We start from the raw sequence: 26403 nt of genomic DNA, 5'->3' as shown, positions 1-26403 counted from the left end.
GGTTTCCAGCAGATGATCCGGCTCCCATAGGCACAGCGCCGATGCCAGTCAACAGCAATGATCCGGCGCAAACAAAATCGCCCGTAACGCGGGTTACGGGCGATTTTTCATTTCAGGTCTGCCGCGCTTTTACGCCTGTTCGTAAACGCCGTGGCAGTGCTTGTATTTCTTGCCCGAACCGCAGGGGCACATTTCGTTGCGCCCGATACGGCCCCAGGTGGCGGGGTTGTTCGGATCACGTTCCTCACTCGGAACGAAAGCAACCGGCGCGACTTGTCCAATATGCGACATCTCGTCTTCGCCCGTGACCGGATCGAGGTGGTGCGCGGTCATTTCCGGCAGTTCCGGCTGCTGCGGCTCCTGCTGCACCAGTTCAACGCGCATCAGCTGGGCGGTGACGGCTTCGCGCAGATTGCTCAGCAGCGTCTGAAACAGCTCGAAGGCTTCCGCCTTGTATTCCTGCAGCGGGTCGCGCTGGGCATAACCGCGGAAACCGACGACGGAACGCAGATGATCGAGGTTGACGATATGTTCGCGCCACAGATGGTCGATCGTCTGCAGGACGACCGAGCGTTCGACATAGGCCATGATCTCGGGGCCGAAACGCTCCGCCCGCTCGGCGGCGTATTTATCGGCGGCCTCGGTGACACGCTCCAGAATATCGTCTTCGGCGATGCCTTCTTCCTTTGCCCATTCCTCCACCGGCAGGTTGAGGTTCAGGAACTGCTCGATACCGGCTTTCAGGCCCGCAATATCCCACTGTTCGGCATAGGCATTTTCCGGAATATGCTTGGTGACGAGCGCTTCGATGACTTCATGGCGCATATCGGCTGCGGTTTCGCCGATATTGTCGGATTCCATCAGTTCGAGGCGTTGCTCGAAGATCACCTTGCGCTGATCGTTCAGCACGTCGTCATATTTCAGAAGGTTCTTGCGGGTCTCGAAGTTGCGGGCTTCGACCTTCTTCTGGGCGCGTTCCAGCGCCTTGTTGATCCAGGGATGGACGATGGCCTCGCCTTCCTTCAGGCCGAGCTTCTGCAGCATCGAGTCCATGCGCTCGGAGCCGAAGATGCGCATCAGGTCGTCCTGGAGCGACAGGTAGAATTTCGAACGGCCGGGGTCACCCTGACGGCCGGAGCGGCCGCGCAGCTGATTGTCGATACGGCGGCTTTCGTGGCGTTCGGTGGCAATGACGTAGAGACCGCCGGCGGCGAGCGCCTTTTCCTTCAGAACCTTGATCTCGGCGCGGATCGCCTCTTCCTTGGCGTCACGCTCCGGACCCGGCTCCATGCCTTCCAGCTCGCGCTCGAGGCGCATGTCGACGTTGCCGCCGAGCTGGATGTCCGTGCCGCGGCCAGCCATGTTGGTGGCGATGGTGACGGCGCCGGGAACGCCGGCCTGCGAAACGATGTAAGCTTCCTGCTCGTGGTAACGGGCGTTCAGAACCTGGAAATCGGTAAAGCCCGACTGGCGCAGCATATGGGCCAGAAGTTCCGATTTTTCGATCGAGGTCGTGCCGACGAGAACCGGCTGGCCACGCTCATGCGCCGCCTTGATCTCGGTGATGATCGCCAGGAACTTCTCTTCGCCGGTGCGGTAGACCTCGTCATCTTCATCGATACGCTGGATCGGCAGGTTGGTCGGCACTTCGATGACGTCGAGGCCGTAGATGTTGCCGAATTCTTCCGCTTCCGTCGATGCCGTACCGGTCATGCCGGCAAGCTTTGCGTACATGCGGAAATAGTTCTGGAAGGTAACGGACGAAAGCGTCTGGTTTTCCGGCTGGATCTGCACCTTTTCCTTGGCTTCCAGAGCCTGGTGCTGGCCTTCGGAATAACGGCGGCCCGGCATCATGCGGCCGGTGAATTCGTCGATGATGACGATCTCGTCGTTGCGGACGATGTAGTCCTTGTCGCGGGTGAAGAGCTTGTGGGCCTTCAGCGCATTGTTGATGTGGTGAACGATGGCGACGTTTTCGATGTCGTAAAGCGATTCGCCCTTCAAAAGGCCGGCCTGCCGCAGCAGGTTCTCGAGCTTCTCGGTGCCGTCTTCGGAGAAGTTGGCCGAACGCTGCTTTTCATCGATCTCATAGTCTTCCGGGGACAGAAGCGGAATGAAGGCGTCGATCGTGTTGTAAAGATCGGAGCGGTCGTCCAGCGGGCCGGAGATGATGAGCGGCGTGCGCGCCTCATCGACGAGGATGGAGTCGACTTCGTCGACGATCGCATAATTGTGGCTACGCTGCACCATCTGGGCGCGGTCGTATTTCATGTTGTCGCGCAGATAATCGAAGCCGAGTTCGTTATTCGTCGCGTAGGTAATGTCGCAGGCATAGGCCTCGCGTCGCTGGTCGTCATCAAGCCCATGCACGATGACGCCGGTCGTCAGCCCGAGGAAGCCATAAAGCCTGCTCATCGTGGCCGCGTCGCGCTTGGCGAGATAGTCGTTGACGGTGACGACATGCACGCCCTTGCCGGCGAGCGCATTGAGGTAAACCGCAAGGGTCGCCACCAGCGTCTTGCCTTCACCTGTCTTCATTTCGGCGATGGCGCCACCATGCAGGATCATGGCGCCGGTCAGCTGCACGTCGAAGGGGCGCATGTGCAGAACGCGGCGCGACGCCTCGCGGGCGACGGCGAAAGCCGGGATCAGCAGGTCGTCCAGCGACTTGCCGTCGGCCAGCTGCTGCCGGAACTCCACCGTCTTTGCCGCCAGCGCTTCATCGGAAAGTGCCTTGGTGGCCTCTTCCAGCGCATTGATGGCTGCGATCTTGCTTTTATAGGAGCGGACGCGGCGTTCATTTGCCGAACCGAACAACTTGCGGGCTATTCCGCCGAGACTGACCATCTTACTGGCCCTTTCTGAAATTCCGTTTTGCCGGGCGCTTTTCTCCGTCACGCCGATTTCAGCACAAATGACGGACTTCGCCCTTCAACGTATCTGGACGCGAGGTTGCGTGACAGATAAGAGGGGGGCAAATGATGTCAACGGTTCTGCCCGTTACAGAATGGCCACAATCCGGTGTTTGGAAGTTTTTTCAGAGCCGGAAACCATGTCTGGAGCCGGCATTGTCCCCGAAAGGTTCAAAATGTTGCGCTATAATAAAATTGCGGCTGCGGTGATTGTGGCCACGCTCGGCCTCCAGTTCCCGGCTTTCGCACAGGAAGACAAGGTTGTCGCCAAGGTCGGCGATCTGGAAATCCACCAGTCCGAACTCGACCTTGCCATGAGCAACCTCGATCCGCAGCTCGCGCAGCTTCCCGACGAGCAGAAGAAGGTCGCAGCCCTTTCCGGCGCGATCGACGTCAAGCTTCTGGTGAAGAATGCCAGCGCCGAGGGTCTCGAAAAGACCGAGGATTTCAAGAAGCGCATGGAGTTCATCCAGGACCGTGAGCTGCACAATGCCTATTTCCGCAAGCATGTGGTTGACGCCGTTACCGCCGACGAAGTGAAGGCGCGCTACGACAAGGAAGTCGCAGCCCTGCCGCAGGAAGAGGAAATCAAGGCCGCCCATATTCTGGTCGCGAGCGAAGACGAAGCCAAGGACGTCATCAAGCAACTTGATTCGGGCAAGGATTTCGCCGCACTCGCCAAGGAAAAGTCGACCGATTCCAACAAGGATGACGGCGGCGATCTCGGCTGGTTCGGCAAGGGCCGCATGGTGCCGGAATTCGAAGAGGCTGCTTTCGGCCTCGAAAAGGGCGCTTACACCAAGGCCCCGGTGAAGACCCAGTTCGGCTTCCACGTCATCAAGCTGGAAGACAAGCGCATCGCTCCGCCGCCGGCTTTCGAGCAGGTCGAGCCGCAGGTTCGTCAGCTTGTCATGCGTGACAAGTACGTTGCCCTCATCGAGAAGGCAAAGGCTGACCAGAAGATCGAAATCATGGATGAGACGCTGAAGAAGGGCTACGACGAAGCCACGAAGGAACAGCAGGCTCAGCCGCAGCAGTAATAACTACTCTTGTTACGGGGCGGCCTAGAGGCTGCCCCGTTTCATCTCAGGCATCCATACTCCTCGTTTCCAGAATTTCAGGCGCTTCCCCATGTCCGTTGCCGTTTCCCCGCTCGCTCCGAAATCCTATCCCGATATGCCCGCGCTGCGTGGCGTTCGCATGGCGACGGCCGCGGCCGGCATCAAGTACAAGAACCGCACTGACGTTCTTCTGATGGTGTTCGACAAGCCGGCAAGTGTGGCCGGCGTCTTCACAAAATCGAAATGCCCGTCTGCCCCCGTCGATTTCTGCCGCGCCAATCTCGGCGGCGGCGTGGCGCGTGCCGTGGTGGTCAATTCCGGCAATGCCAACGCCTTTACCGGCGTCAAGGGCAAGGCTGCGACCGAGCTGACGGCGAAATCCGCCGCCACGGCCGTCGGCTGCTCTGAGGGTGAAGTGTTTCTTGCTTCGACCGGCGTGATCGGCGAGCCGCTCGACGCCTCGAAATTTGCCGGTGTTCTCGGCGACATGAATGTCAGGGCGGAAGCCGATTTCTGGCAGGAAGCTGCCAAGGCGATCATGACCACCGACACCTATCCCAAGGTCGCGACCCGCACAGCCGAAATCGGCGGCGTGATCGTGACGATCAATGGTATTTCCAAGGGGGCGGGCATGATTGCTCCCGATATGGCGACGATGCTCTCTTTTGTGGTGACGGATGCCGACATTGAGCCCGCTGCCCTGCAATCCCTGCTTTCGGCCGGTGTCGGTCCAACCTTCAATTCCGTGACGGTCGACAGCGACACATCCACGTCGGACACGCTGATGCTTTTTGCCACGGGTGCGGCGGCTGAAGATGGCCAGGTGAAGGTGACGAGCGCCGATGACGAGCGCTTGTCCTCCTTCCGCGCTGCGCTCAACGATCTTTTGAAGGATCTGGCGTTGCAGGTGGTGCGTGACGGTGAGGGTGCGCGCAAGATGGTGGAAGTCACCGTCACCGGTGCGGAAAACGATGCCGCCGCCAAGAAGATCGCCCTGTCCATCGCCAATTCGCCGCTGGTGAAGACTGCCGTTGCCGGCGAAGACGCCAACTGGGGCCGTGTCGTTATGGCTGTCGGTAAATCCGGCGAAATGGCCGATCGTGACCGTCTTGCCATCTGGTTCGGTGACGTGCGTGTGGCGGTCAATGGCGAACGCGATCCCGCCTATTCGGAAGCCGAGACCACCGCCGTGATGCGGCTGGAGGACATTCCGGTAAAGGTGGATATCGGTCTCGGCCAGGGCACTGCCACCGTCTGGACCTGCGATCTGACCAAGGAATATGTTGCAATCAACGGCGACTACCGGAGCTGACCGTTGGAGCCGCAAAGAATGCAGGAAAACAAGCCCGTCAATCTGCCGCTGGTGCGCCGTCTGGAAGCTGTCAGCTTCCGGGCATGGCCGGCCTCGTCGGTGATTTATGACGGCAGCTGGCAAATCCGCCTGACGGGTTCGCATCCCTCCAAGCGCATCAACTGCGTGGTGCCGCTCGACCCGTCCGACTATGGAAACTGTGCCGTGCGGCTGGAGAAGGCACGCAAGCGTTTCGAAGATTTCGGCCGTCCGCTGGTGGTGCGTGAAACGACGCTGATGCCGCCGCAGCTCAAGGCCTTCCTTGTGGAGGATGGCTGGTCCGTGTTCGAAGAGGTCAAGGTCATGACGGCCGACCTCGCGGTCATGGAGTTGCCGGAAACCCTCGTCAGCCTGCCAAGCCACGATATTGGCCGTTTTGTCGAAGCGAGCATCAAGGTCAGCGACGGTGATCCGGCCCAGCGGCCGGCAATCGCGGAAATCGTCAGTTCGATCAAGCCGACGCTCGGCCTCTTCATCAATGAAGAAGTCGAAGGCAGCGCGCTTGCGACGGTCATCTGCGTGCAGGATAACGATCTTGCCGGTATTCTCTCGCTCGATGTCGCCAAAACGCAGCGCCGGAAGGGCCTTGGCACACAGATTCTGGCGTCAGCGCTGCGCTGGGCGCGGATCAGTGGTGCCAAAAGCGCCTGGTTGCAGGTTGTTTCAACCAACGCCCCAGCGATCGCTCTCTATGAGAAGTTCGGTTTCACCGAGGCCTATACCTATCGTTACTGGCGCAAGGGTGCAGAAGAATGAGCGAAGCGGGCAAAAAAATCCTGCTGGTTGCCGCCTGCGCGCTTCTCGATCAGGACGGCCGCATTCTTCTGGCACAGCGCCCGGAAGGCAAGTCGCTTGCCGGCCTGTGGGAGTTTCCGGGCGGTAAGGTGGAGCATGGGGAGACGCCGGAGGAAACCCTCGTCCGTGAACTGGATGAGGAGCTCGGTGTGAAAACCAAGGTCGCCTGCCTTGCGCCGCTCACTTTCGCCAGCCACACCTACGAGACGTTTCACCTGCTGATGCCGCTTTACGTGTGCCGCCGTTATGAAGGCATTGCGCATGGGCGGGAAGGGCAGGCGATCAAATGGGTCAAGCCGCAGGCTCTGCGCGACTACCCGATGCCGCCGGCCGACGAGCCGCTCATCCCCTTCCTTCAGGATCTGCTTTAAGGCTCAGCCTGCGCGCCTTACATCGTAACAGCTTCGTGAAAAGCCTCTGTCTCCCCCGTTTTGCCGTGCCAAAACGGGGCTGCGTTAAGAGATCGTTCAGCACCCTCTGGCAGATTGTTAATCTAAAGAAGCGGTAAACTGCGCGAGACGAGGTTGGTCATGAACGAGGATTTCTGGAAGACGGTGGAAGGTCGTCACTCCTATTCCAACAAATCCCGTCGCACCGGCGTTCTCAATGTCGCGCTGCTTTTCGGGACGGCGGTGATCGCTCTCTCCCTGATCGTCACCCCCATGCTGGCAGGCAAGTCCTCGACCCGGGTGGCGCAGTTTCCCGATAATTACGACATGATAAGCACAGGCTCCATCAAGAAGACCGATGCCGGCAAGACCTATTCCATCCGTCGCAGCATAACACAGCCGATGCCGGAAATGCCCTGTGTCGTCACTGGCTATAGCAATGAAAGCGGTTGCTGATCGTTTACCATCATCGGTAACGAATCCCTCATGCGCTCGGCCTTAAGATAAATCCGATTTCAATATGTCATAATGCCGGCTGGCTGAGCGCACCGGATGGCGGATGGGGAATATCCTGTGCTGCATTTTTTGATCGGTTTCTATAAGGACGAACGTGGCGCGACCGCGGTCGAATATGGCTTAATTGTCGGACTGATTTCCGCCGCACTCATCGGTGGCGCAACCGCCATCAGCAGCAATATCAATGCAGTGTTCCAGCTTATCGCCGACACTTTCGCCAACAGCTGAACCCGCCCCGGTAGCTCAGGACAGTTTTACCTCAGTTGTCTTCAGAGCGTCGGCAAGGCGCATCTTGGCGGAGCCAGGCTTCAGCGGTTTCTGCTGGCTCTCATGCGGTGCCCAGCCTGAAACATAGATGATGGAGAACGTGGCTCTTATCCGCCCGTCCGGATCGGAATAACGCTCGGCGTAAAGTTCCGCTGCCCGCAGGAAAAACGCCCGATTGAGCGGTTTTCTGCTGCGGCTTGCCAGCGGGTTGGCCATGCCCATGGCGCGCAGGTCGCGCATCAATGGAAAAATCGAGTCGTAACGCACCGTATAGGTTTCCGAATCGGTGACGGGGAGCGCAAAACCGGCACGCTGCAAAAGTGCACCGACGTCGCGCACATCGGCAAAGGGAATGACGCGCGGGCTTGCGCCGCCGGTCAGTTCCGCCTCGGCGGTCAGCAGCACGTCGCGCAATTCCTGCAAGGTGCCGCTGCCGGGAATGGCGCCGAGAAACAGCCCGTCAGGCTTCAATGCCCGCCTTATCTGGATCAGCGCGCCTGGCGTGTCGTTGGTAAGATGCAGGGAAAGCGGCGAAACCACGAGATTTGCGGAGGCCTCCTCAAGCGGCAGATGCTCCATGGAAGCCGTCTCAGGGATATTTCCATCCGTCGTAAAACTGCTCTCGGTCTCGATACGGCGGATATTATCCACCTTGCCTGTCTCGACCAGCCGCTGGGCGGTCACGCCCGTTCCGCCATGCAGCTCGATCGCAGTCTCGAACCGGCGCTCGACGATGGCAAGCCTGTCGGCAAGCTCCTCGGCTGCCATGTCGAGAAGGAACAGGGCCTTGTCGTCACGCCGGCTCCACGCCCGGTGACGGTTTTGTTCAATCAGGGCCTGGTCAAAGAGAATATCCATCGTCTTGCCTGCTCGGCCTCCATCGCCTTCATGGTCGGCGGGCCGCATCGTTGCTGTCATGCCGCTTCGGCATCGTTTTGCCGGTGTGAGACCGGACCACATCGCTCTCGCAAAGGCACCCGTTCGGCGGTAAAGTCAACCTCATGGGTGCTGGTGACGATCTGTTTTCGGAATTGCTGTCGAAGTCTGCTGCCGTCTCGGCGGCGGCACGCGGCACGTTGCGCTCGGCCTTCCGCCTGGTCTACCCGCCGACCTGCGCAGGCTGCGCCCGCATGACCGGCGGCGAGGCCGCCCTGTGTTCGGATTGCTGGCGGGATGTCACCTTTATCGATCGCCCCTTCTGCGAAGTTCTGGGCATTCCCTTTGCACGCGATCACGGGGACGGCGTCGTCAGCGCGCAGGCCATCGCGGACCCGCCGCCTTTTGATCGCCTGCGTGCTGCTGCAAGCCATGAGGGAACCGCGCGCAAGCTCGTGCATCTGCTGAAATATCAGGATCGGACCGATCTTGCCCGGCTCATGGCGCTGTGGATGCTGAGGGCGAGCGACGGCACGGTGGATGCCTGCGATTGCATTGTGCCGGTGCCGCTGCATCGTCACCGTTTCTGGCGTCGCCGGTTCAACCAGTCCGCGGAACTCGCGCGGCATCTGGCCAAGGCTGCCGGCAAGCCTCTGCTTGTGGATACGCTGTTGCGGGTAAAGAAGACCGAGCGGCAGGTAGGCCTTTCGGCACTTGCCAGAAGAGACAATGTGCGTGGCGCTTTCGCCATAGCGCCCGGTCGGGAAATCGGAATTTCCGGCAGGCGTGTGGTGCTGGTGGACGATGTTTACACCACAGGTGCGACGGTTGGTGCGGCAAGTCGCGCGCTGCGGAAAGCGGGTGCCGTGGATGTGACCGTTTTGACCTTTGCAATGGCCATTTCCGGGCCTATATGAAGCCTGAATACCATGAGGAAATAGTGCGCTTCGGCGCATGTTTGCGAGGCTTTGAAGAACATGGCACCGGTGACGATCTATACGCGGGATTTTTGTGGTTATTGCGCGCGCGCCAAGGCGCTGCTGGACAGCAAGGGCGTCGACTACGCCGAATACAACGCCACGACGACGCCGGAATACCGGCAGGAAATGATCGAAAAATCCGGCGGCACGACCTTCCCGCAAATCTTCATCAATGGCGAGCATGTCGGCGGTTGCGACGATCTGCATGCACTGGAGCGTGCCGGTAAACTCGACGAAATGCTGGCCGCCTGATTGGCGCAATTTTTGGCATGGAGGACGTGATGACTTTCAAGGCTGCCGCCATTCAGATGCGCTCCGGGGTCGATCCGGTAAGGAATGCCGCCGATATGGAGCGTCTGGTACGCGCCGCTGCGGCTGAAGGTGCCGTCTATGTCCAGACGCCGGAAATGACCGGCGCCCTCCAGAAGGACAGGCAGGCGCTGCGCGCCCAGCTGCGTGATGATGACGGCGATATTATCGTTGCGACCGCCGCGCGGCTGGCGCGCGAACTTGGCATTCATGTCCATGTCGGTTCGACGGCGATTGCCCGTCCGGATGGCAAGATCGCCAATCGCGGTTTTCTTTTCGCGCCGGATGGTTCGCGCATCTGCAGCTATGACAAGATCCACATGTTCGATGTCGATCTCGACAATGGCGAAAGCTGGCGTGAAAGTGCTGCCTATGAACCCGGCGTGGAGGCGCGCGTCGCCGAACTTCCGCTGGCGAAATTCGGCTTTGCAATCTGCTATGACGTGCGGTTTCCGCAGCTTTTCCGGGCGGAAGCGCTTGCCGGTGCCGAGGTTCTGACGGTTCCGGCCGCGTTCACCCGCCAGACTGGGGAAGCCCATTGGGAAATTCTGCTGCGCGCCCGCGCCATTGAAAACGGCGCTTTTGTCATCGCCGCCGCCCAGGCCGGGGTGCATGAGGACGGGCGAGAGACCTACGGCCATTCCATCATTATCGACCCCTGGGGCAGGGTGCTGGCAATTGCCGGCGGTGTCGGGGAAGAAATCATTTTCGCCGAGATCGACACGTCGCTCGTGGCTGCCGCGCGCGGAAAAATTCCCAATCTGCGCAATTCCCGCGAATTCGCGCTGGACACGGTTGTTCCCCTTAAATCTGCCGGAGGTGAGGCGGCGTGATCCGTTATGCGCTGGCCTGTGAAAAAGGCCATGAGTTCGAAGGCTGGTTTTCCGGGAGTGACGATTTCGACAATCAGTTGCAGCGCGGCTTCCTGTCCTGTCCGGTCTGCAATTCAATGCAGGTCTCCAAACTTCTGATGGCGCCTTCGGTCTCCACCGCTCGCAAGAAGGATGAGCGCCAGACACTCGCCATGGACACGGCGAAAAAAGAAGCGCTGGCAAAAATCCGCGAAGCCGTCGCCAATATTCGCGCGAATGCGGAAGATGTCGGCGATAAATTTCCCGAAGAGGCCCGCAAGATCCACTATGGCGAGGCCGACGAACGCGGCATCATCGGCCATGCCTCTGCTCAGGATGCCAAGGCATTGATTGACGAAGGCATCGAGATTGCGCCGCTGCCGGTGCTGCCTGACGACGTTAATTAAGTTTACCTTTTTAGAACCTTACCCACATACTCGGCGTCATCCTCGGGCCTGACCCGAGGATCCATCCCAACGTTCGGCAATCGATGGTCGGTTCAAGCCCGACCATGACGGAGAGTTGGGTGCACTACCTTCACGACGGCCTTTTCGCCAGCATCATATAATTGACATCCATATCCGGCGAGAGATTCCAGCTGTCCTGCAGCACGTTGTAGAAGACGCCGGTGCGGTGGACGATATCCATGCCGCTTGCCACCAGCGGCCGCTCAAGCTCTTCCGGGCGAACCAGCTTCTCATACTGGTGTGTGCCGCGCGGCAGCCAACGCAGCACGTTTTCGGCGGCGAAGATCGCGAGCGCCCGGGCTTTGAGCGTGCGGTTGATGGTGGCGGCAAACATCAGCCCGCCGGGGCGCACCATTTTCGCGCAGGTGGTGACGAAGAGGTCGACATTGGCCACATGTTCGACCACCTCCATGTTGAGGACGACGTCAAAGGTTTCGCCGGCCTCCAGCAATTGTTCGGCGGTTACGGCGCGGTAGTCGACGGTCACACCGCTTTCCCGCGCATGGGTGGAGGCGATGCCGATATTCTTTTCCGAGGGATCGGCACCCACCACATCCGCGCCCATGCGTGCCACGGGCTCGGAAAGAAGACCGCCGCCGCAGCCGATATCCAGCACGCGCAGCCCTTCCAGCGGGCGGTGCGCCTTCGGGTCATGGCCGAAATTGTCGCAGATGCGGTTGCGGATATATTCCAGCCGCACGGGATTGAATTTGTGCAGCGGGCGAAACTTGCCCGTCGGGCTCCACCATTCCGCAGCCATCGCGGAGAAGCGATCCACCTCGCTCTGGTCGACGGTCGTCTTTGCGGTTTCGCTCATGGTTCTGCTCCATATTGCTGTTGCATTGAAGTCGGATGATTGCCCCCCGAAGTCAAGACCGGCGGTCCATTCGGCGGTCAAATTGTCGGGTGCTTCATTGCCGCAGGTGGAACTGAAGCGGACCGTCATTTGTTTCATGCTGCGTTCATGGAGGAACGCGTATTTTCCGATCGTGGCAGTATGCGAACGCATACTCGTCCATCGATAGCGATGGATGCCGACAAGGGCAAAGCGGGCCTTTGCTTGAGGAGAGAGAAGTGAAGAAAAAACTGTTTGGCGCAATCGCGCTGGTGGCCATGCTCGCCGCGCCGGCACTGGCCGAAGCCGCGACGCGCGGCTTTGCCACCGCGAATGTGAATATGCGCTCCGGCCCGAGCACGGCCTATCCGGCCGTCGTTGTAATCCCGGCTGGCGCGCCATTGACGGTGCATGGCTGCCTGTCCGATACGCCGTGGTGCGATGTCTCCTTCGTCAGTGGTCGCGGCTGGGTTGCCGGTCGCTATATCCAGACGACGTACCGGCAAAACCGGGTCTATGTAGAGCCGCGCTATTATCGTGATCTCGGCGTTCCGGTGATCACCTTCGAAGCCGGCCGTTATTGGGACCGTTATTACCGCGACCGCGATTTCTATCGCGAGCGTGACCGCTGGCGCCGCCCGCCGCCTTCCGGTGGCTATTGGAACGCTCCGCCGCCACGCGGCGACTGGGATCGCCCGCGTCCGCGTGACGAGTGGCGGGATGGACGTCGCGATGAATGGCGCGATCCGCGTCAGGGCGGCGGACCAAATGACGGCCGCTGGGAGCGCCGTTACGGCGACTGGAACCAGGGTGACAGAAACCAGGGTGACAGGCCACGCCGCGAGGATAATCGCCCGCGCTTCGAAGAGGAAAACCGCGACCGCAATCGCGATCGCCAGCCAAATCAGGACGAAGGCCAGCGTCGTCCCGAACGCCGTCAGTGGGACGACCCACGTCGTGCGCCCGCCTCGGAAAACCCCCAAGGTGGATGCCGGATCGGCGACCCGGGCTGCGACCCGCGCTAAACAGACAAAGCCCGGCGAGATTTCGTCGGGCTTTTCATTTGCTGCTCTTGATTATTGATCGAGTGCGTTTACTTCGCAGCGGCAGCCTTGCGTGCACGGGCCTTGGGTTTCGCCGGGGCTTCCACATCCGGTGCGGCTTCAGCGGAAACGGCCTTGGGAGCTGCCTTCTTGCGCTGCGCGGGCTTTGTCGCTTCCGATGTCTTCAGAAGTGAAAATTCGTGTTTTGCCTGTGCCCAGTGGTCCGCATCGCGGCCATGCGGGTGGCCTTCCTTTTCCCAAAGAGTATAGGCCCGTTTGCTGATCCATTCGTTTTCCGAAACCTGCATGCTCGTCTCCCGTTGCTGTTTACAGCGCCTTTGAGAAGGCGACATTACGCTTGGTCCGGCACACGCTCGACAGGAATCAATGCCGGCATTTCCAAGACCCATTACATGCCATGATTTTCCGGGCGTCAAGCAAACATGCTGCATTGCGAAAGCGGATTTCAGGCATTTTACGCCGGTGAAAGCGGTTTGAGCGAAAGACGTTCCCAAACGATAACATCAACGTTGCGTGATCGCGCCAACCCCGCCAAGATAGGCGGATGAATGGCAGCGGAGGAGGCGAGCTTGGAACTTGCAACGGCAGCGGAGGCGCAGGTCCTCGTCGAGAGGCAGGGAGGGGCTGGTATCATCCGTCTCAATCGCCCGAAAGCCATCAACAGCCTGACATTACCGATGGTCCGCCTCCTGTTTCAGGCGCTTGCCCGTTTTGAGGATGACCCCGACGTTTCCTGCGTGGTGCTGACGGGAGAGGGCGAAAGAGGCCTTTGCGCCGGTGGAGATGTGCGGATCATTCATGATCTCGGCAAGGCAGGCGATCCGCAGGTGCTTGATTTCTGGCGGGAAGAGTTTCCGCTGAATTATCGCATAGCCCGCTTCTCCAAGCCCTATGTGGCGCTGATGGACGGCATCGTCATGGGTGGCGGCGTCGGCATTTCCGCCCATGGCAGCCACCGCATCGTCACGGAGCGGACAAAGCTCGCCATGCCGGAGACGGGTATCGGTTACTTTCCTGACGTTGGAGGCTCCTGGCTTCTGCCGAAAGCGCCGGGCGAATGCGGCACATGGCTGGGATTGACCGGCAATGCCGTCGCTGGCGCCGATGCGATCTATGCCGGTTTTGCCGACTATCTCGTTCCTTCGGACGGTCTCGAAGTCTTGGTGGGAGATTTGTCGCGGGCGACGGATATCGAAGGTCTCGAAGCGGCGATCACGGCCTATGCCGTCGATGCGGGCGAAGCCGTCCTGGCTGTAAACCGTGATATCATCGACGCGACATTCCGTTTCGACACCGTGGAGGAGATTTTCGCAGCACTTTCGGCGCGCGACGATGCGTTTTCGCGCGAGACCCTGGAAGCCCTTCAAAAACGCTCACCCACCAGTCTGAAACTGACCCTGAAATTGCTGCGCCTCGGCCGGGAAAGCGCGAGCCTCATCGAATGCCTGGAGCGCGAATTTGCCGCCGGCACGGAAATATTGCGGGGCCATGATTTTTATGAGGGCGTGCGTGCTGCGCTGGTCGACAAGGATCGCAATCCCCGCTGGCGACCGTTGCTGCTGGAAGAAGTGCGCGAAGAAGACCTGTCGCCGTATTTTGCCGCACATTCCGGCAATCTGTTTCCCGATCATCGCCTTTAGATCAGGATGGGTTCGTATCGGGCTTGCTGCTTCAAAACTGGCGAATCTCCCCTCATTCCTGTGACAAGCACAGGAATGAGGGCGGCGGGGATGCGCTAGCTATGAAATCCGTGGGTCGTATACGATGGGTTGTGGTTCACTCCGATGTTGTGGATCACATCACGCAAAAGAAATCCGGCTTCTCGCCCTATATGAAATCATCACCTTTTGAACTTCTGTTGTTTGGGTGAAATTTCCAATCCCTGCCCCCCTAACGCACGGCTGTTCCTCGCGGGCGTTGCCGCCGGCCGCTATGTTGGCGACCATTCGATTTTCCGGGGGTATTCATGAAACGTCTTCTTATCATCGGCACTGCCATTGCCGCTCTCATTGCAGGTGCAGCACAGGCGCAGTCTCCGACCACCATTCTCAATGCGTCCTACGATGTCGCCCGTGAGGTTTTCGCGGCCGAGAACGAGGCTTTCATCAAGCTGCATCCGGGCGTCAAAGTCGATCAGTCGCATGCCGGCACCTCCAAGCAGGCGCGCGCGATCGTTGAGGGTCTGGAAGCAGATGTCGTCACCTTCAACCAGGTGACCGATGTCGATTTTCTGGTGAAGCAGGGTTTTGTTTCCGCCGACTGGCAGAAGGATTTCCCGAACGACGCCTCGCCGTTCTATTCCTTCCCGTCCTTCCTCGTGCGCACCGGAAACCCCAAGAACATCAAGGACTGGGACGATCTTGCCCGCGATGATGTGAAGGTCGTTTTCCCCAATCCGAAGACCTCGGGTAACGCCCGTTACACCTATCTCGCCGCCACCGCCTACGCCAAGGAGAAGTTCAACGGCGACGAGAAGAAGGTTCAGGAATTCGTCAAGAAAATCTTCGACAACACGCCGGTTTTCGACACCGGAGGCCGTGCCGCCACCACCACCTTCGTCGAGCGTGAAATCGGCGATGTGCTGATCACTTTTGAGGCCGAGACCCGCGGCATCGCCAAGCAATATGGCGCCGACAAGGTTGAAGGCGTCGTGCCTTCCGTCAGCCTGCTGGCCGAATTCCCGGTCGCCGTGGTGGACAAGGTGGTCGATAAACGCGGCTCGCGCGATCTGGCAAAAAGCTACCTCGATTTCCTCTATACCGAGGAAGGCCAGCGTATTGCTGCCGAGTTCGGTCATCGCGTTCACGATGAAAAGGTCGTTGGCGAGTTCAAGGACAAGTTCCCGGCCATTCGCCTCGTCAACGTCAACGACGTCTTCGGCGGCTGGGATAAAATCCAGAAAGAGCATTTTGCATCCGGCGCGACGCTTGATACGCTTTACGGCAGCCGTTAATCACAGCGATAGGCAACAGGCCAACGACCCGGCGGGAAACTGCCGGGTCGCTTTATGATGAAATGGGGGCGGGGTTTGAAGCGGAATGTTCTGCCGGGGCTTAAATTGTCCCTTGGCGTTACCCTCACTTACGTTGCCATCATCGTGCTGCTGCCGCTCTCGGCGCTGGTGTTCAAAGCCGCGAGCCTTGGACCCGCCGAATATTGGGCCATCATCTCTTCGCCGCGCGCCGTTGCCAGCTACCGGGTCACGGTGCTCTGCGCGCTGGCCGCCACGCTTTTCAACGTCGTTTTCGGGCTGGCGCTTGCCTGGGTGCTGACGCGTTACCGTTTCCCCGGCTGGCGTCTTATCGATGCCATTGTCGATCTGCCTTTTGCGCTTCCAACCGCCGTTGCCGGCATCGCGCTGACGACGCTTTTTGCGGGCAATGGCTGGTTCGGCTCGGTGCTTGCGCCGCTCGGCATCAAGGTGGCCTATACGCCGCTCGGCATCATGGTGGCGATGGCCTTCACCAGCCTGCCCTTCATCGTGCGCACTGTGCAGCCGGTGCTGGAGGACCTCGATCCGGCGCTGGAGGAAGCGGCGCAATCGCTTGGCGGTTCCGATCTTGAAATCTTCCGCAAGGTCATCCTGCCGCTTCTGACGCCCGCTCTGCTTGCCGGGCTTTCGCTCTCCTTCGCCCGCAGCCTCGGTGAATTTGGTGCGATCATCTTCATCGCCGGCAACCAGCCGTTCTCGACGGAAATCACGGCGCTGCTGATCTTCATCCGGCTCGAGGAATATGATTATCAGGCCGCCGCCGCCATTGCTTCCGTGCTGCTCATCACCGCTTTCGTGATGCTGGCGGTGACCAATTACCTGCAGGCGCGCGCGCTTCGCTACACGGTGAGGAGCTGAGACATGAGCGCCATTTCCTCGCATCGCAAACCGCCGCGCGTCGGTGACGCCCCCTGGGTTCGCCGCAGTCTGATCGCTTTCGTTCTTGTGATCGGCGCCCTGCTGGTCGTCGCTCCTCTTGTGATTATCGGGGTCGAGGCCTTTTCGCAGGGCTGGAAGGTCTATTCCGCCACGATCACCCATCCCGATACTCGCCACGCCATCATGCTGACGGTTCTGACCGCACTGATTGCCGTGCCGATCAACACCGCCTTTGGCGTCGCGGCCGCATGGGCGATCACCAAGTTCGATTTTCCCGGCCGGCGCTTTCTGTTGGTGTTGATCGAGATACCTTTCTCCATCTCGCCGATCGTGGCCGGTGTCGCATATCTCTTCGTTTACGGGCTGCAGGGGCTCTTCGGTCCGTTCCTCGATGCGCATGACATCAAGATACTCTTTGCGCTTCCCGGCATCGTCATCGCCTCGATGTTCGTCACAGCACCTTTCGTCGCGCGCGAGCTCGTCCCATTGATGCAGGCGCAGGGCCGCGATCTCGAGGAGGCGGCGACCTCGCTTGGCGCATCCGGCTGGCGCACCTTCTTTTCGGTGACGCTGCCGAATATCAAATGGGCGCTGCTTTATGGCGTCGTGCTCTGCAACGCCCGCGTGATGGGCGAATTCGGCGCAGTTTCGGTCGTGTCAGGCAATATTCGCGGCCAGACCAATACGCTGCCGCTGCATATCGAGTTGCTCTACCACGATTACCAGACGGCCGGCGCCTTTGCCTCGGCCTCCATCCTTGCTTTGCTCGCCGTCGTCACCATCATCGCCAAGGTGGCGCTGGAACGGCGCGGCGCAGGGCGCGGAGCCAAAAAGACCAATGGCGGTGCCGCCATCGCCACGGAGACCTGATTCCCATGAAAATCCGCCTCGAAAATGTGGTGAAGACCTTCGACACCTTCCGTGCCGTCCGCGATGTTTCGCTGGATATTGAAAGCGGTGAGCTTCTGGCGCTGCTCGGCCCCTCCGGTTCAGGCAAGACGACGATTCTGCGCATGGTCGCCGGTCTCGAATATAGCGATGGCGGCCGCATCCTGTTCGGAGACGAGGACGCCACCAATATTCCGGTGCGCGACCGCGGCGTGGGTTTCGTGTTTCAGCACTACGCGCTTTTCCCGCATATGACGCTCAACGAAAACATCGCCTTCGGCATGAAGGTCTCGAAGGTGAAGCGCGACAAGGCGGCAATCGATGCCCGGGTCAGGGAACTTCTGAACCTTGTCAAACTCGATGGTCTGGGGGATCGTTTCCCGGCACAGATATCCGGCGGGCAAAGGCAGCGCGTGGCATTGGCGCGTGCGCTTTCGGTTGATCCGAAAGTTCTTCTGCTGGATGAGCCTTTCGGGGCGCTGGATGCCAATGTGCGTCGCGACCTGCGCCGCTGGCTGCGCGAAATTCACGGTGCGCTGGGTATCACCACGATTTTCGTGACGCATGATCAGGAAGAGGCACTTGATCTCGCCGACCGTGTCGTCATCCTCAATCAGGGTGAGATCGTTCAGCAGGGCACGCCGAAGGAAGTCTGCCGCCAGCCGAACAGCGCTTTCGTCATGCGCTTTCTCGGAGACGCCAACCGTGTGTCCGGCGTGGCGCGCGGCGGCAAGGTCTATGTCGGTGACAACGAATTGCCTTTCTCTTACGGTCAGGCGGATGGTGCCGTCGAGATTTACGCCCGTCCCTCCGATCTGGAGTGGGAAGATCTGCACGAGGGCATTCCGGCCTCCGTGGCACGGGTTCTCGACCGGGCGGGTGAGCGGCGGGTGATCGCCAGCACCGATGGCGGCGATCTTCTCGAATTCGACGTGCCGCCGGAAAATGATGTCGCGGCAGGTGACCGCGGTTCCGTCATCATCCGCCGGGCGAAGATTTTCCCGGCGGCGTAACTCGCCTCGCCTGTCTCAGATCAGAAGCTCGAAAGAGGCCTCGGCCACAAGCCTGCCATTGACCAGGAGATCAACCTTGTGGACACCCGCATAGTGCTTGCGGGTGGTGAAATCGCGCATGGCGCGGCTTATCGACAGCCCACATGTTTCGCCTGGCTGAAGTTCGATCTCCTTCCATTTGAAGACCTTCGCCGAGGCGTCACCGCTCTTCTTCACATAATGGACGGCATAATCAATCACCAGCTTCTGCGGGCCTTTCGCTGTCGAGGTGAAAGCGGCTGAAATCCGCACCGGATTACCGAGAGCAACCTTGTCAGGCGAAACCTCAAACGTCTCCAGCGCGATCTGCGCTGCTTCATGCGCGCCGAGATGGGCGAGTGCGGCGGCGTCACCCTTCTTGATCAGCGTGCGCAGGGCTTGCCGCACGATCCAGCGCGTATGCGGGTTCTCCTTAGGCCATGGTTCGATGAGCGTCAGCACGAAAGCCGGATTGTCCTTGGTGATGTCGTTCAGATGATTGGCGACGGATTTGCGCACGTAAAGCGCATCATCGGCTTTCATGGCATCGAGGATTGCTGTGACCGGGGAGGGATCATCGATGAGGGGTTTGAGCTGGAACGACCAGGGCAGGCGTGGCCGGCAGCCCTCGCTCGCCAGTCGCCGTACATGCTCGTTGTCGTGGCGCGACCAGGTTTCCATCACCGCAAGGGTGCGGGCGATATCCTTTTGCAGAAAATGGCGGATGGCGAATTCCGACGAGCCGAAGCGGGTGAAATATTGCAGCGCCTGCATGGAAAGATCGAAATCGTCGAGCCCGTAGAGCGCAACATATTCCGGCAGCGAGATGGACGCGAAACCGTTGCCGATGCCGGGGGCTGCGGCGGTCAGAATGTCGATATTGCGGGCGTAGTCACCGGGAAGCGTGGCGTGCAGGCTCGTCGCCACCTGCCGCATGCGCTGCATGATGCCCAGAGCCTCGAGATTTTCCGTGGCGAGCGACATGAAGGCGGAGACATCGAAAGGCGCATGAACGGCTTTGGTCTGATCGGCTATATGCTGCAGTTTTTCACGGTTGAAGATTTCCTTCAGCGCCGGTGCCGCTGTCTCGCTCATGTCTGCCCTCGAAAGTTCACTTTTTGTTCTTTTAAGGGAAGAAGAGGTTTGAGGCAAGCAGGGGGAGGGCATGGCAAGGAGAAGACGGGCAAATTTTCCCCATTCTCAGACGTAGGAGGAGGGATTCGTACTTTCCTCAGTCATGCCGGACCCGATCCGGCATCCAGACACGGCGCGTCTGCGCCGTGAAACGACTTTTTCCCGATCACTTGATCGCACTGGACCCCGGATCGAGTCCGGGGTGACGGAGTATGGGTACTCCAGGTTCGCCAAACTCAAGCGTTGGGCGGATATTGTCATCCACCTAGAGCCGGAGCCAAGGCCTTCAGCTCATCTGGCTGACGAATTTCGTTTCCAGATAGGCCTGAACCGCTTCCGAACCGCCTTCCGTGCCGTAACCGGAATCCTTGATGCCGCCGAAGGGGACTTCCGGCAGCGCAAGGCCGTTATGGTTGATCGTCAGCATGCCGGCCTCGACCTGATGGCCGAGCGCATGTGCGGTCTTGACCGAGCCGGTAAAGGCATAGGATGCAAGGCCGAAGGGCAGGCGGTTTGCTTCGGTGACGGCGTCATCGAAGGTCGAGAAGCGGTTGATGATGGCGACAGGACCGAAGGGCTCGTCGTTCATGATCTTTGCCGTGGTCGGCACATTGGCGAGAACTGTCGGCTCGAAGAAGTTGCCCTTGTTGCCGATGCGGCGGCCGCCGGTCTTCAGCTCGCCGCCATGGGAAACGGCGTCGCTGATGAGGCCTTCGAGCGCCGGGATGCGGCGTTCATTGGCGAGCGGGCCCATGATGACGCCGTCTTCCATGCCGTTGCCGACCTTGATGGCCTTCGTCGCTTCCACGAAACCTTCAAGGAAGCGGTCCGCCACGCCGTCCTGCACGAGGAAGCGGGTGGGGGCGACACAGACCTGGCCGGCGTTGCGGAACTTGGCGAGCGACGTCACCTCGATTGCCTTTTCGATATCGGCGTCATCGAAGATCATCACCGGCGCATGGCCGCCGAGTTCCATCGTGGCGCGCTTCATGTGCTTGCCGGCCAGCGCCGCGAGGTGCTTGCCGATCGGCGTGGAGCCGGTGAAGGAAATCTTGCGGATGACCGGATGCGGGATCAGATATTCCGAAATCTCGGAGGGAACACCGTAAACCAGACCGATGACGCCCGCTGGCACGCCCGCATCCACAAAGGCGCGGATGAGCTCGGCCGGTGATGCCGGCGTTTCCTCAGGCGCCTTGACGATGATCGAGCAGCCGGTGGCGAGCGCCGCTGAGAGCTTGCGGACGATCTGGTTGATCGGGAAGTTCCAGGGCGTGAAGGCTGCAACGGGCCCGACGGGCAGCTTGATGGCAAGCTGGGAAACGCCGGTCGCACGCGCGGGAATGACCTGGCCATAGGTGCGGCGCGCTTCTTCGGCAAACCAGTCGATCGTGTCGGCGGCGCCCATGACCTCGGTGCCCGATTGTGCCAGCGGCTTGCCCTGTTCGCGGGTCATAATATAGGCGATCTTGTCCTTGCGCTCGCGCAGGATATCGGCCGCCCTGCGCATGATCTTCGAACGCTCGAAGGGCGAGGTGTCGCGCCACACCTTGAAACCGCGCTCGGCAGCAGCAAGCGCCAGATCGAGGTCTTCCTTTTCAGCGTGGGCGATTGCGCCGATGATCTCGTCGGTTGCCGGATCGGACACGGCGATCGTCTTGCCGGAAACGGCGTCTCGCCATTCGCCATCAATGAGAAGTTTGATGTCGGGATAGGTGTGCATGGGAACTACCTTCATGATGCGGCCGATACGGCGAGCTGCCGTTTGGCCCGGAGACGTGAACAGAATTTTCCTGGCCGGACGATATCCGGCATCGCGGCTTTCGCTGCGCGGAACGGGTGTCTGGGTATCCCCGGCAAAGAGGCTTCTGGAATTGCCGGAAACAGAAACGACAGTCTTTATATTAAGTTCCGGGCGGTATGTTTCAACCGTCCGCTGTGGCAATCGCCATGATTTTTCTGCGACATGGAACTTGTTTTCGGTCATTCCGGTTTGCAACGCATGCGATGCTAAATTGCCGATGACCTCGCCCGGTCCGCGTGCGAATCACGCATTTCTGTCCGTTTGCGGGAAAGTGTCTGCCTCAATTCGGCCCTTGTCGCGCCTGACGGATTGACGGGAGGAGGCAAAGTGGGCTGCCGCTTGCGTCATAACAGTGCGCGAAACATGAAAAAGTACAATAAGACGGAAAAATTATCCAAAGGGTTTACTCAAAACCTAGAGAAAATACGGATAAAATCTCAGTGAGGATATAACATCCATTCCTGATATATATTGCGGGCGTCGGTTCCCTTGACCTTCTGAGGTTGGCGAAAACCCTCGACCCGAACGTTATCGATGGAGAAAAAGTATGAGTTTCGCCCGGGTACTTCTCAGTGCGTTCTTGTCACTCGTGTGGCTTTCCTGTGCCGAAGCCGGAACGATCGCCAAGCCGCAAGGCAAGCCGATATTAACCATATCCGGAAATATCACCAACACCAACGCCGAGGGTGCCGCGCAATTCGACCGCGACATGCTGGAAGCGCTTGGAATGGTGACGGTGGAGACGACAACACCCTGGCACGATGGCCGCGTCCGATTCGATGGTGTTTCGCTGGCGAAATTGATGGATATCGTCGGCGCAAAAGGCACCACGGTCACGGCAGTCGCGCTCAACGACTATGTCAGCACCATACCGGTTGAGGATTTTAAGAAATTCAACGTTATCCTCGCGATCAAACTGGATGGCAATTACATGACAGTTCGCGAAAAAGGCCCGTTGTTCGTCATCTATCCCTATGACAGCGACCCGGAGCTGCAGAAGCAGACTTATTATTCGCGGTCTGCATGGCAAGTTGCCAAACTGATAGTGGAATAAAGGTGCCGTTTGCGAAAACTTGTGGCGGTGATCATCTGTTGCTTCGTCCTGGCAACGGGCTATATCGCTTTCGTCATTGCCGAGCGACAGACCGCTCTGCAGAAATTCGCCCGCTATAACGATTCGTGGGCGGTCAGCCAGACCGTGGCGGAATATCTGCGGCTTCAGAACAAGCTCGCGGTTTTCGCGCTCAGTCCCGGCAAGATTGACCGGGACGAACTGCAGCTGCGTCTGGACATCATGCTGAGCCGTCTTGAATTGTTGAAGCAGGGCAATCTGGGGGCTTTCATCAATGAAAAGCAGCAGTGGCGGGACCTTGTAACGCAGCTCAATGCGGTTCTGGCCGATCTGGAGCAGCGGGTTAATCGTCTGGAGCCCTCCGATGTTCCGGCAATGCTTTCGGCGATGAGCGCGCTCGATGCACCGATGACGACGCTCGCCTCGTCTTCCGTCGCCTATGACGTCAATCTGATCGATACCGCCCATGAGGATGTGCGCAAGCTGCATATCGTCTATACCGCGCTGGCCGGTGGTCTCATCCTGTGCGGCATCGCGCTGGTAATATTGCTGCTCCGGCAGAACGACCTCTTGAACCGGGCGCAAAAAAGCATGCGCGGCCTGACGGACGACCTGCGCGCCGCCACGCTGGAATTGCAGGCGAAGAATGTCCGGCTGGAGCATGATGCCTATCACGATGCGCTGACGGGTCTGCCCAACCGCTCGCTGTTCCGGCAGGAGCTGATCGAGCGGCTGCGACGATCCTTCGGCGGCAGCGGCACGACGGCCATCCTTCTGCTCGATCTCGACGGCTTCAAAGACGTCAACGACACGCTCGGTCATGATGCGGGCGATGCCCTGCTTCAGGCCGTCGCGCAGCGCCTTTCAGGCATCAGCGGCGATTACGATATGGTCTGCCGCCTGGGCGGCGATGAATTCGCCGTCGTCTCCGATGATCTCAATGAGGACGCGGCACGCCGTCTCGCCTCCAAGCTCATCGACCAGATCAGCCGGACCTACCAACTCGGCGAGCAGGAGGTCAAAATCGGCACCTGCATCGGTATTGCCATCTCGCACGGCGCCGTTGATGCGGACGAATTGTTCAAGCGCGCGGATCTGGCTCTTTACGAGGCCAAGGCCATCGGCCCGGGCCGGGCGAGCGTTTTCAAGGTCCGCATGCAGAAGCAGCTGACCGAGAAGAAATCCTTCGAGGCCGATCTGCAAACCGCGCTGCAGAACGACGAGATGGAGGTCTATTACCAGCCGCAGGTGGCGACGCAGACCCGCGAACTCTGCGGCTTCGAGGCGCTCTTGCGTTGGAAACACCCGGTGCGGGGCGATGTGCCGCCCAGCGTTTTCATTCCCGTCGCGGAAAGAACCGGTCTTATCCATTCGCTCGGAAAATGGGTGATGGAAACCGCCTGCCGCGAGGCGATGAGATGGGACGAGGACATGAAGGTGGCGGTCAATCTCTCGCCGGTTCAGTTCCACAGCACCAGCCTCATCCAGAACGTGATGGGTGCGCTGGAAAAAAGCGGGCTGGAGCCTAGCCGGCTCGAGCTTGAAATCACCGAATCCATCCTGCTCAACAAGAGCGACCAGACGATCAATACGCTGACGCGGCTGAAGGATGTCGGCATCCAGATCGCGATGGACGATTTCGGCACCGGTTATTCCTCTCTCGCAAATCTGCGCGGGGTGCCGTTTGACAAGATAAAGATCGACCGGTCCTTTCTGCGCGATATCACCAGCGACCGCGATGCGCTGGCGATCGTTGAATTCGTGGTTGGTGTCGGCCGCAGTCTGCGCATGACCACGATCGCCGAAGGCATCGAGACGGAGGAGCAATATGAATGTGTCAGACGTCTGGGATGCGATCAGGTCCAGGGATATCTGATCAGCCGGCCGTTGCCGGCCAAGGAGCTGGTGGCCTGGAGCTCTGTCTGAAAACGGGCAGCGTCGGCGAAGGCGTGTCCTATTTCAGGAAGATGCATCGCTCTTTGCGAAAACCGATACCGGTTGGCGCGCCGATGTTGTAGAGCATTCCCGGTCGATACGGGATCATTCTGGCGAAGCGACCGGGTTTTGCGAAAAGGTTTGAGACATGGAAATAATGGACGTGCATGGCGTAGCCCTTCCCCTCTCTTCCCATGAGGTGTCGCCCGTCATCTGGCAGGCGTTGACCGATGGCAGCTATGAGGCGAAAGAGGCCCGCAGCGTCCTGAAAGCCATCAAGCCAGGCGACCGTGTGCTGGAACTGGGGTCCGGCATCGGGATCATCACCTCGATCATCGCCGGCATAAAGGATGTGTCCATATGGGCCTTCGAGGCCAATCCCTCCACGGCGGCACTGGCGGAGCGGGTGATAAAAGCCAATTGCCGCGGCAATGTCGAGTTTTCGCAGGGGTTGCTTACCGCCGACGAGCCGCGCTCCTATTCGTTTTATGTGCGCAAGGATCTCTGGATGTCGTCCATGGACGAAAATCAGGGTCCCTATGAAAAACGCATCGAAATTTCGTCCGAGAATATTGACGAATTTGTTGCAAGCAAGGGCATCACCGCACTCGTCATGGATATCGAGGGCGCGGAACGCGACCTGCTCGGCAGGGCCGAGCTTGCCGGCGTGGAGCGGATATTCGTCGAACTGCACGATCACCTTTATGGCCTCGCCGGCGTCCGCGACATCATGCGGTCGCTGACCGCCAAGGGATATGCCTATGATCCGCGTGGCTCGCGCGGTCCCTGCGTGTTGTTCTCCAAGGACGACAGCCCGAGGGAATACGATCCCGACGTGGATTGACCGCCGCCTCACAGCTCCAAAAGTTCACAGCGAATTCGCGGAACCGTCTGCGCATCATCTCGTTCTTTCCCGGGAATGAGAATGTGCGGGAGCAGGGCGGCGTATGCCCTGAGGTGGGTTGCGGATCGTCATGATAATTTCATAAACGGCAATTCAATCGCAACTATTGTTGCAATTGTCGCAATCGCTCTCCTGCGTCATCATCACTCCATCAGACCGGCTCAGAATGCAGACGACGCTGGACGATGCAAACGCAACCGAAGGAGAACGATCATGGGCTTTGTGAAAACGACAGACGGAACCGAAATCTTCTACAAGGACTGGGGCCCGAAGGATGCTCAGCCCATCGTGTTTCACCACGGCTGGCCGCTGAGTTCCGACGACTGGGACGCCCAGATGCTGTTTTTCCTCTCGAAAGGATATCGCGTCGTCGCCCATGACCGCCGTGGCCACGGCCGCTCTGCCCAGGTGGCTGACGGTCACGACATGGATCACTACGCCGCCGACGCCTTTGCCGTCGTTGAGGCGCTCGATCTGAAGAATGCCGTCCATATCGGCCACTCCACCGGTGGCGGCGAAGTTGCCCGTTACGTTGCCAGACATGGCGAGCCTGCTGGCCGCGTCGCCAAGGCGGTTCTGGTTTCCGCCGTGCCGCCGCTGATGCTGAAGACCGAGGCCAATCCGGAAGGCCTGCCGATGGAGGTCTTTGACGGCTTCCGCTCGTCGCTTGCCGCGAATCGCGCGCAGTTCTTCCGCGATGTGCCCTCCGGCCCATTCTACGGCTTCAACCGAGATGGAGCGACCGCCCAGGAAGGCGTGATCCAGAACTGGTGGCGTCAGGGCATGATGGGCGGCGCAAAGGCCCATTATGACGGCATCAAGGCCTTCTCGGAAACCGATCAGACTGAGGACCTGAAGGCGATCAGCGTACCCACACTGGTGCTGCACGGCGAAGACGACCAGATCGTGCCCATTGCGGACTCCGCACTGAAATCGGTGAAGCTCTTGAAAAACGGCACGCTTAAGACCTATCCCGGCTTCTCGCACGGCATGCTGACCATCAATGCCGATGTGCTGAACGCCGATCTGTTGGCCTTCATCAAGGCTTGATCTTTGGGCGAAACGGGAATGCGGCCTGATATGAGGCCGCA

The 26403-nt window shown here is 59.6% G+C and carries 26 protein-coding genes; 20 read left to right on the top strand and 6 right to left on the bottom strand.

Going from position 1 to position 26403, the window contains the following annotated elements; translation table 11 throughout:
• Positions 1-129 precede the first annotated feature (129 nt).
• Positions 130-2847, bottom strand: coding sequence for a preprotein translocase subunit SecA (gene secA, locus G3A56_RS19395; protein ID WP_082185555.1), 2718 nt, complete (start codon positions 2845-2847; stop codon positions 130-132).
• 241 nt (positions 2848-3088) lie between these two features.
• Between secA and G3A56_RS19390 the strand changes: the two genes are divergently transcribed.
• The 6 genes from G3A56_RS19390 to G3A56_RS19365 all read left to right on the top strand — a co-directional run bounded on the left by G3A56_RS19390 (position 3089) and on the right by G3A56_RS19365 (position 7252).
• On the top strand, positions 3089-3952 hold the full coding sequence (locus tag G3A56_RS19390) for a peptidylprolyl isomerase (protein WP_082186050.1): 864 nt from the start codon (positions 3089-3091) through the stop codon (positions 3950-3952).
• A gap of 91 nt (positions 3953-4043) precedes the next feature.
• Positions 4044-5285: a bifunctional glutamate N-acetyltransferase/amino-acid acetyltransferase ArgJ gene (argJ, locus tag G3A56_RS19385; protein WP_082185556.1), complete on the top strand. Its 1242-nt coding sequence runs from the start codon at positions 4044-4046 to the stop codon at positions 5283-5285.
• A gap of 18 nt (positions 5286-5303) precedes the next feature.
• The gene (locus tag G3A56_RS19380; protein WP_082185557.1) at positions 5304-6080 is read left to right on the top strand and encodes a GNAT family N-acetyltransferase; all 777 of its coding nucleotides are present in this window, start codon (positions 5304-5306) and stop codon (positions 6078-6080) included.
• Positions 6077-6490: an 8-oxo-dGTP diphosphatase MutT gene (mutT, locus tag G3A56_RS19375; RefSeq protein ID WP_003500233.1), complete on the top strand. Its 414-nt coding sequence runs from the start codon at positions 6077-6079 to the stop codon at positions 6488-6490. Before G3A56_RS19380 ends, mutT begins: the two co-directional genes overlap by 4 nt.
• 159 nt (positions 6491-6649) lie before the next feature.
• Positions 6650-6964: a hypothetical protein gene (locus G3A56_RS19370; protein WP_003500236.1), complete on the top strand. Its 315-nt coding sequence runs from the start codon at positions 6650-6652 to the stop codon at positions 6962-6964.
• A 96-nt stretch (positions 6965-7060) separates the two neighbouring features.
• Positions 7061-7252 (top strand): Flp family type IVb pilin, encoded by a 192-nt coding sequence (locus G3A56_RS19365; RefSeq protein WP_082185558.1) that lies wholly within the window; start codon positions 7061-7063, stop codon positions 7250-7252.
• A 15-nt stretch (positions 7253-7267) separates the two neighbouring features.
• Here G3A56_RS19365 and G3A56_RS19360 read toward each other — a convergent pair whose 3' ends face one another.
• Positions 7268-8149, bottom strand: a complete 882-nt coding sequence (locus G3A56_RS19360) for a methyltransferase domain-containing protein (RefSeq protein WP_082186051.1) — start codon at positions 8147-8149, stop codon at positions 7268-7270.
• Positions 8150-8292: 143 nt separating this feature from the next.
• On the opposite strand from G3A56_RS19360, the gene G3A56_RS19355 reads away from it, so the two are divergent.
• From G3A56_RS19355 to G3A56_RS19340, 4 genes are read left to right on the top strand one after another with little or no spacing between them, the layout of a single operon-like run.
• The gene (locus G3A56_RS19355) at positions 8293-9084 is read left to right on the top strand and encodes a ComF family protein (protein ID WP_082185560.1); all 792 of its coding nucleotides are present in this window, start codon (positions 8293-8295) and stop codon (positions 9082-9084) included.
• Between the two features lie 60 nt (positions 9085-9144).
• Positions 9145-9399, top strand: coding sequence for a glutaredoxin 3 (gene grxC / locus G3A56_RS19350; protein ID WP_035243594.1), 255 nt, complete (start codon positions 9145-9147; stop codon positions 9397-9399).
• Between the two features lie 29 nt (positions 9400-9428).
• A complete protein-coding gene (locus tag G3A56_RS19345; RefSeq protein ID WP_082185563.1) occupies positions 9429-10289 on the top strand; it encodes a carbon-nitrogen hydrolase family protein in 861 nt (286 codons plus the stop codon).
• Positions 10286-10714, top strand: coding sequence for a DUF1178 family protein (locus G3A56_RS19340; RefSeq protein ID WP_082185565.1), 429 nt, complete (start codon positions 10286-10288; stop codon positions 10712-10714). The genes G3A56_RS19345 and G3A56_RS19340 overlap by 4 nt, the downstream gene beginning before the upstream one ends.
• 130 nt (positions 10715-10844) lie before the next feature.
• On the opposite strand, the gene ubiG is transcribed toward G3A56_RS19340, so the two are convergent.
• Positions 10845-11591 (bottom strand): bifunctional 2-polyprenyl-6-hydroxyphenol methylase/3-demethylubiquinol 3-O-methyltransferase UbiG, encoded by a 747-nt coding sequence (gene ubiG / locus G3A56_RS19335; protein WP_082186052.1) that lies wholly within the window; start codon positions 11589-11591, stop codon positions 10845-10847.
• A 257-nt stretch (positions 11592-11848) separates the two neighbouring features.
• Between ubiG and G3A56_RS19330 the strand changes: the two genes are divergently transcribed.
• Complete coding sequence (locus tag G3A56_RS19330; protein WP_164056782.1) at positions 11849-12634, top strand: SH3 domain-containing protein; 786 nt, start codon at positions 11849-11851, stop codon at positions 12632-12634.
• A 68-nt stretch (positions 12635-12702) separates the two neighbouring features.
• Here G3A56_RS19330 and G3A56_RS19325 read toward each other — a convergent pair whose 3' ends face one another.
• Positions 12703-12960 carry a DUF2934 domain-containing protein gene (locus G3A56_RS19325; RefSeq protein ID WP_003500254.1) on the bottom strand — a complete coding sequence of 86 codons (258 nt, stop codon included), beginning with the start codon at positions 12958-12960 and terminating at the stop codon, positions 12703-12705.
• 282 nt (positions 12961-13242) lie between these two features.
• Between G3A56_RS19325 and G3A56_RS19320 the strand changes: the two genes are divergently transcribed.
• The 5 genes from G3A56_RS19320 to G3A56_RS19300 all read left to right on the top strand — a co-directional run bounded on the left by G3A56_RS19320 (position 13243) and on the right by G3A56_RS19300 (position 18445).
• Positions 13243-14313: an enoyl-CoA hydratase/isomerase family protein gene (locus tag G3A56_RS19320; protein WP_164056781.1), complete on the top strand. Its 1071-nt coding sequence runs from the start codon at positions 13243-13245 to the stop codon at positions 14311-14313.
• Between the two features lie 326 nt (positions 14314-14639).
• Complete coding sequence (gene cysP, locus G3A56_RS19315; protein WP_003500258.1) at positions 14640-15626, top strand: thiosulfate ABC transporter substrate-binding protein CysP; 987 nt, start codon at positions 14640-14642, stop codon at positions 15624-15626.
• A gap of 54 nt (positions 15627-15680) precedes the next feature.
• Entirely contained in the window at positions 15681-16523 is an 843-nt protein-coding gene (gene cysT / locus G3A56_RS19310) for a sulfate ABC transporter permease subunit CysT (protein WP_082185596.1), read from the top strand.
• A 3-nt stretch (positions 16524-16526) separates the two neighbouring features.
• The gene (cysW, locus tag G3A56_RS19305) at positions 16527-17414 is read left to right on the top strand and encodes a sulfate ABC transporter permease subunit CysW (RefSeq protein WP_082185598.1); all 888 of its coding nucleotides are present in this window, start codon (positions 16527-16529) and stop codon (positions 17412-17414) included.
• Positions 17415-17419: 5 nt separating this feature from the next.
• On the top strand, positions 17420-18445 hold the full coding sequence (locus G3A56_RS19300; protein WP_082185600.1) for a sulfate/molybdate ABC transporter ATP-binding protein: 1026 nt from the start codon (positions 17420-17422) through the stop codon (positions 18443-18445).
• 15 nt (positions 18446-18460) lie between these two features.
• Here the strand turns inward: G3A56_RS19300 and G3A56_RS19295 are convergent, their stop codons facing one another.
• Together G3A56_RS19295 and G3A56_RS19290 are read right to left on the bottom strand one after the other, a co-directional pair.
• Positions 18461-19558 carry a DNA alkylation repair protein gene (locus G3A56_RS19295; protein ID WP_137067597.1) on the bottom strand — a complete coding sequence of 366 codons (1098 nt, stop codon included), beginning with the start codon at positions 19556-19558 and terminating at the stop codon, positions 18461-18463.
• A 325-nt stretch (positions 19559-19883) separates the two neighbouring features.
• Entirely contained in the window at positions 19884-21320 is a 1437-nt protein-coding gene (locus tag G3A56_RS19290; RefSeq protein WP_035243597.1) for an NAD-dependent succinate-semialdehyde dehydrogenase, read from the bottom strand.
• Positions 21321-21948: 628 nt separating this feature from the next.
• Between G3A56_RS19290 and G3A56_RS19285 the strand changes: the two genes are divergently transcribed.
• The 4 genes from G3A56_RS19285 (at position 21949) to G3A56_RS19270 (ending at position 26362) form a co-directional block, all read left to right on the top strand.
• A complete protein-coding gene (locus G3A56_RS19285; RefSeq protein ID WP_082185603.1) occupies positions 21949-22455 on the top strand; it encodes a putative pterin-binding protein in 507 nt (168 codons plus the stop codon).
• Between the two features lie 21 nt (positions 22456-22476).
• Complete coding sequence (locus G3A56_RS19280; RefSeq protein ID WP_246231391.1) at positions 22477-24399, top strand: putative bifunctional diguanylate cyclase/phosphodiesterase; 1923 nt, start codon at positions 22477-22479, stop codon at positions 24397-24399.
• Between the two features lie 157 nt (positions 24400-24556).
• Positions 24557-25252, top strand: a complete 696-nt coding sequence (locus G3A56_RS19275; RefSeq protein WP_082185607.1) for an FkbM family methyltransferase — start codon at positions 24557-24559, stop codon at positions 25250-25252.
• Between the two features lie 273 nt (positions 25253-25525).
• Complete coding sequence (locus G3A56_RS19270) at positions 25526-26362, top strand: alpha/beta fold hydrolase (protein ID WP_082185610.1); 837 nt, start codon at positions 25526-25528, stop codon at positions 26360-26362.
• Positions 26363-26403: the final 41 nt, after the last annotated feature.

The sequence above is a fragment of the Rhizobium oryzihabitans genome, from assembly GCF_010669145.1.
Lineage (GTDB): Bacteria > Pseudomonadota > Alphaproteobacteria > Rhizobiales > Rhizobiaceae > Agrobacterium > Agrobacterium oryzihabitans.
This window is presented reverse-complemented; position numbering and strand designations above follow the sequence as displayed.

Coding starts and splice junctions, on each gene's coding strand:
- G3A56_RS19275 (WP_082185607.1), top strand. CDS start 24,557: ATGGAAATAATGGACGTGCATGGCGTAGCCCTTCCCCTCTCTTCCCAT.
- G3A56_RS19365 (WP_082185558.1), top strand. CDS start 7,061: ATGGCGGATGGGGAATATCCTGTGCTGCATTTTTTGATCGGTTTCTAT.
- grxC (WP_035243594.1), top strand. CDS start 9,145: ATGGCACCGGTGACGATCTATACGCGGGATTTTTGTGGTTATTGCGCG.
- G3A56_RS19285 (WP_082185603.1), top strand. CDS start 21,949: ATGAGTTTCGCCCGGGTACTTCTCAGTGCGTTCTTGTCACTCGTGTGG.
- G3A56_RS19290 (WP_035243597.1), bottom strand. CDS start 21,320: ATGCACACCTATCCCGACATCAAACTTCTCATTGATGGCGAATGGCGA.
- G3A56_RS19270 (WP_082185610.1), top strand. CDS start 25,526: ATGGGCTTTGTGAAAACGACAGACGGAACCGAAATCTTCTACAAGGAC.
- G3A56_RS19370 (WP_003500236.1), top strand. CDS start 6,650: ATGAACGAGGATTTCTGGAAGACGGTGGAAGGTCGTCACTCCTATTCC.
- G3A56_RS19295 (WP_137067597.1), bottom strand. CDS start 19,558: ATGAGCGAGACAGCGGCACCGGCGCTGAAGGAAATCTTCAACCGTGAA.
- G3A56_RS19360 (WP_082186051.1), bottom strand. CDS start 8,149: ATGGATATTCTCTTTGACCAGGCCCTGATTGAACAAAACCGTCACCGG.
- ubiG (WP_082186052.1), bottom strand. CDS start 11,591: ATGAGCGAAACCGCAAAGACGACCGTCGACCAGAGCGAGGTGGATCGC.
- G3A56_RS19345 (WP_082185563.1), top strand. CDS start 9,429: ATGACTTTCAAGGCTGCCGCCATTCAGATGCGCTCCGGGGTCGATCCG.
- G3A56_RS19390 (WP_082186050.1), top strand. CDS start 3,089: ATGTTGCGCTATAATAAAATTGCGGCTGCGGTGATTGTGGCCACGCTC.
- G3A56_RS19380 (WP_082185557.1), top strand. CDS start 5,304: ATGCAGGAAAACAAGCCCGTCAATCTGCCGCTGGTGCGCCGTCTGGAA.
- argJ (WP_082185556.1), top strand. CDS start 4,044: ATGTCCGTTGCCGTTTCCCCGCTCGCTCCGAAATCCTATCCCGATATG.
- G3A56_RS19300 (WP_082185600.1), top strand. CDS start 17,420: ATGAAAATCCGCCTCGAAAATGTGGTGAAGACCTTCGACACCTTCCGT.
- G3A56_RS19325 (WP_003500254.1), bottom strand. CDS start 12,960: ATGCAGGTTTCGGAAAACGAATGGATCAGCAAACGGGCCTATACTCTT.
- cysP (WP_003500258.1), top strand. CDS start 14,640: ATGAAACGTCTTCTTATCATCGGCACTGCCATTGCCGCTCTCATTGCA.
- mutT (WP_003500233.1), top strand. CDS start 6,077: ATGAGCGAAGCGGGCAAAAAAATCCTGCTGGTTGCCGCCTGCGCGCTT.
- secA (WP_082185555.1), bottom strand. CDS start 2,847: ATGGTCAGTCTCGGCGGAATAGCCCGCAAGTTGTTCGGTTCGGCAAAT.
- cysW (WP_082185598.1), top strand. CDS start 16,527: ATGAGCGCCATTTCCTCGCATCGCAAACCGCCGCGCGTCGGTGACGCC.
- cysT (WP_082185596.1), top strand. CDS start 15,681: ATGATGAAATGGGGGCGGGGTTTGAAGCGGAATGTTCTGCCGGGGCTT.
- G3A56_RS19355 (WP_082185560.1), top strand. CDS start 8,293: ATGGGTGCTGGTGACGATCTGTTTTCGGAATTGCTGTCGAAGTCTGCT.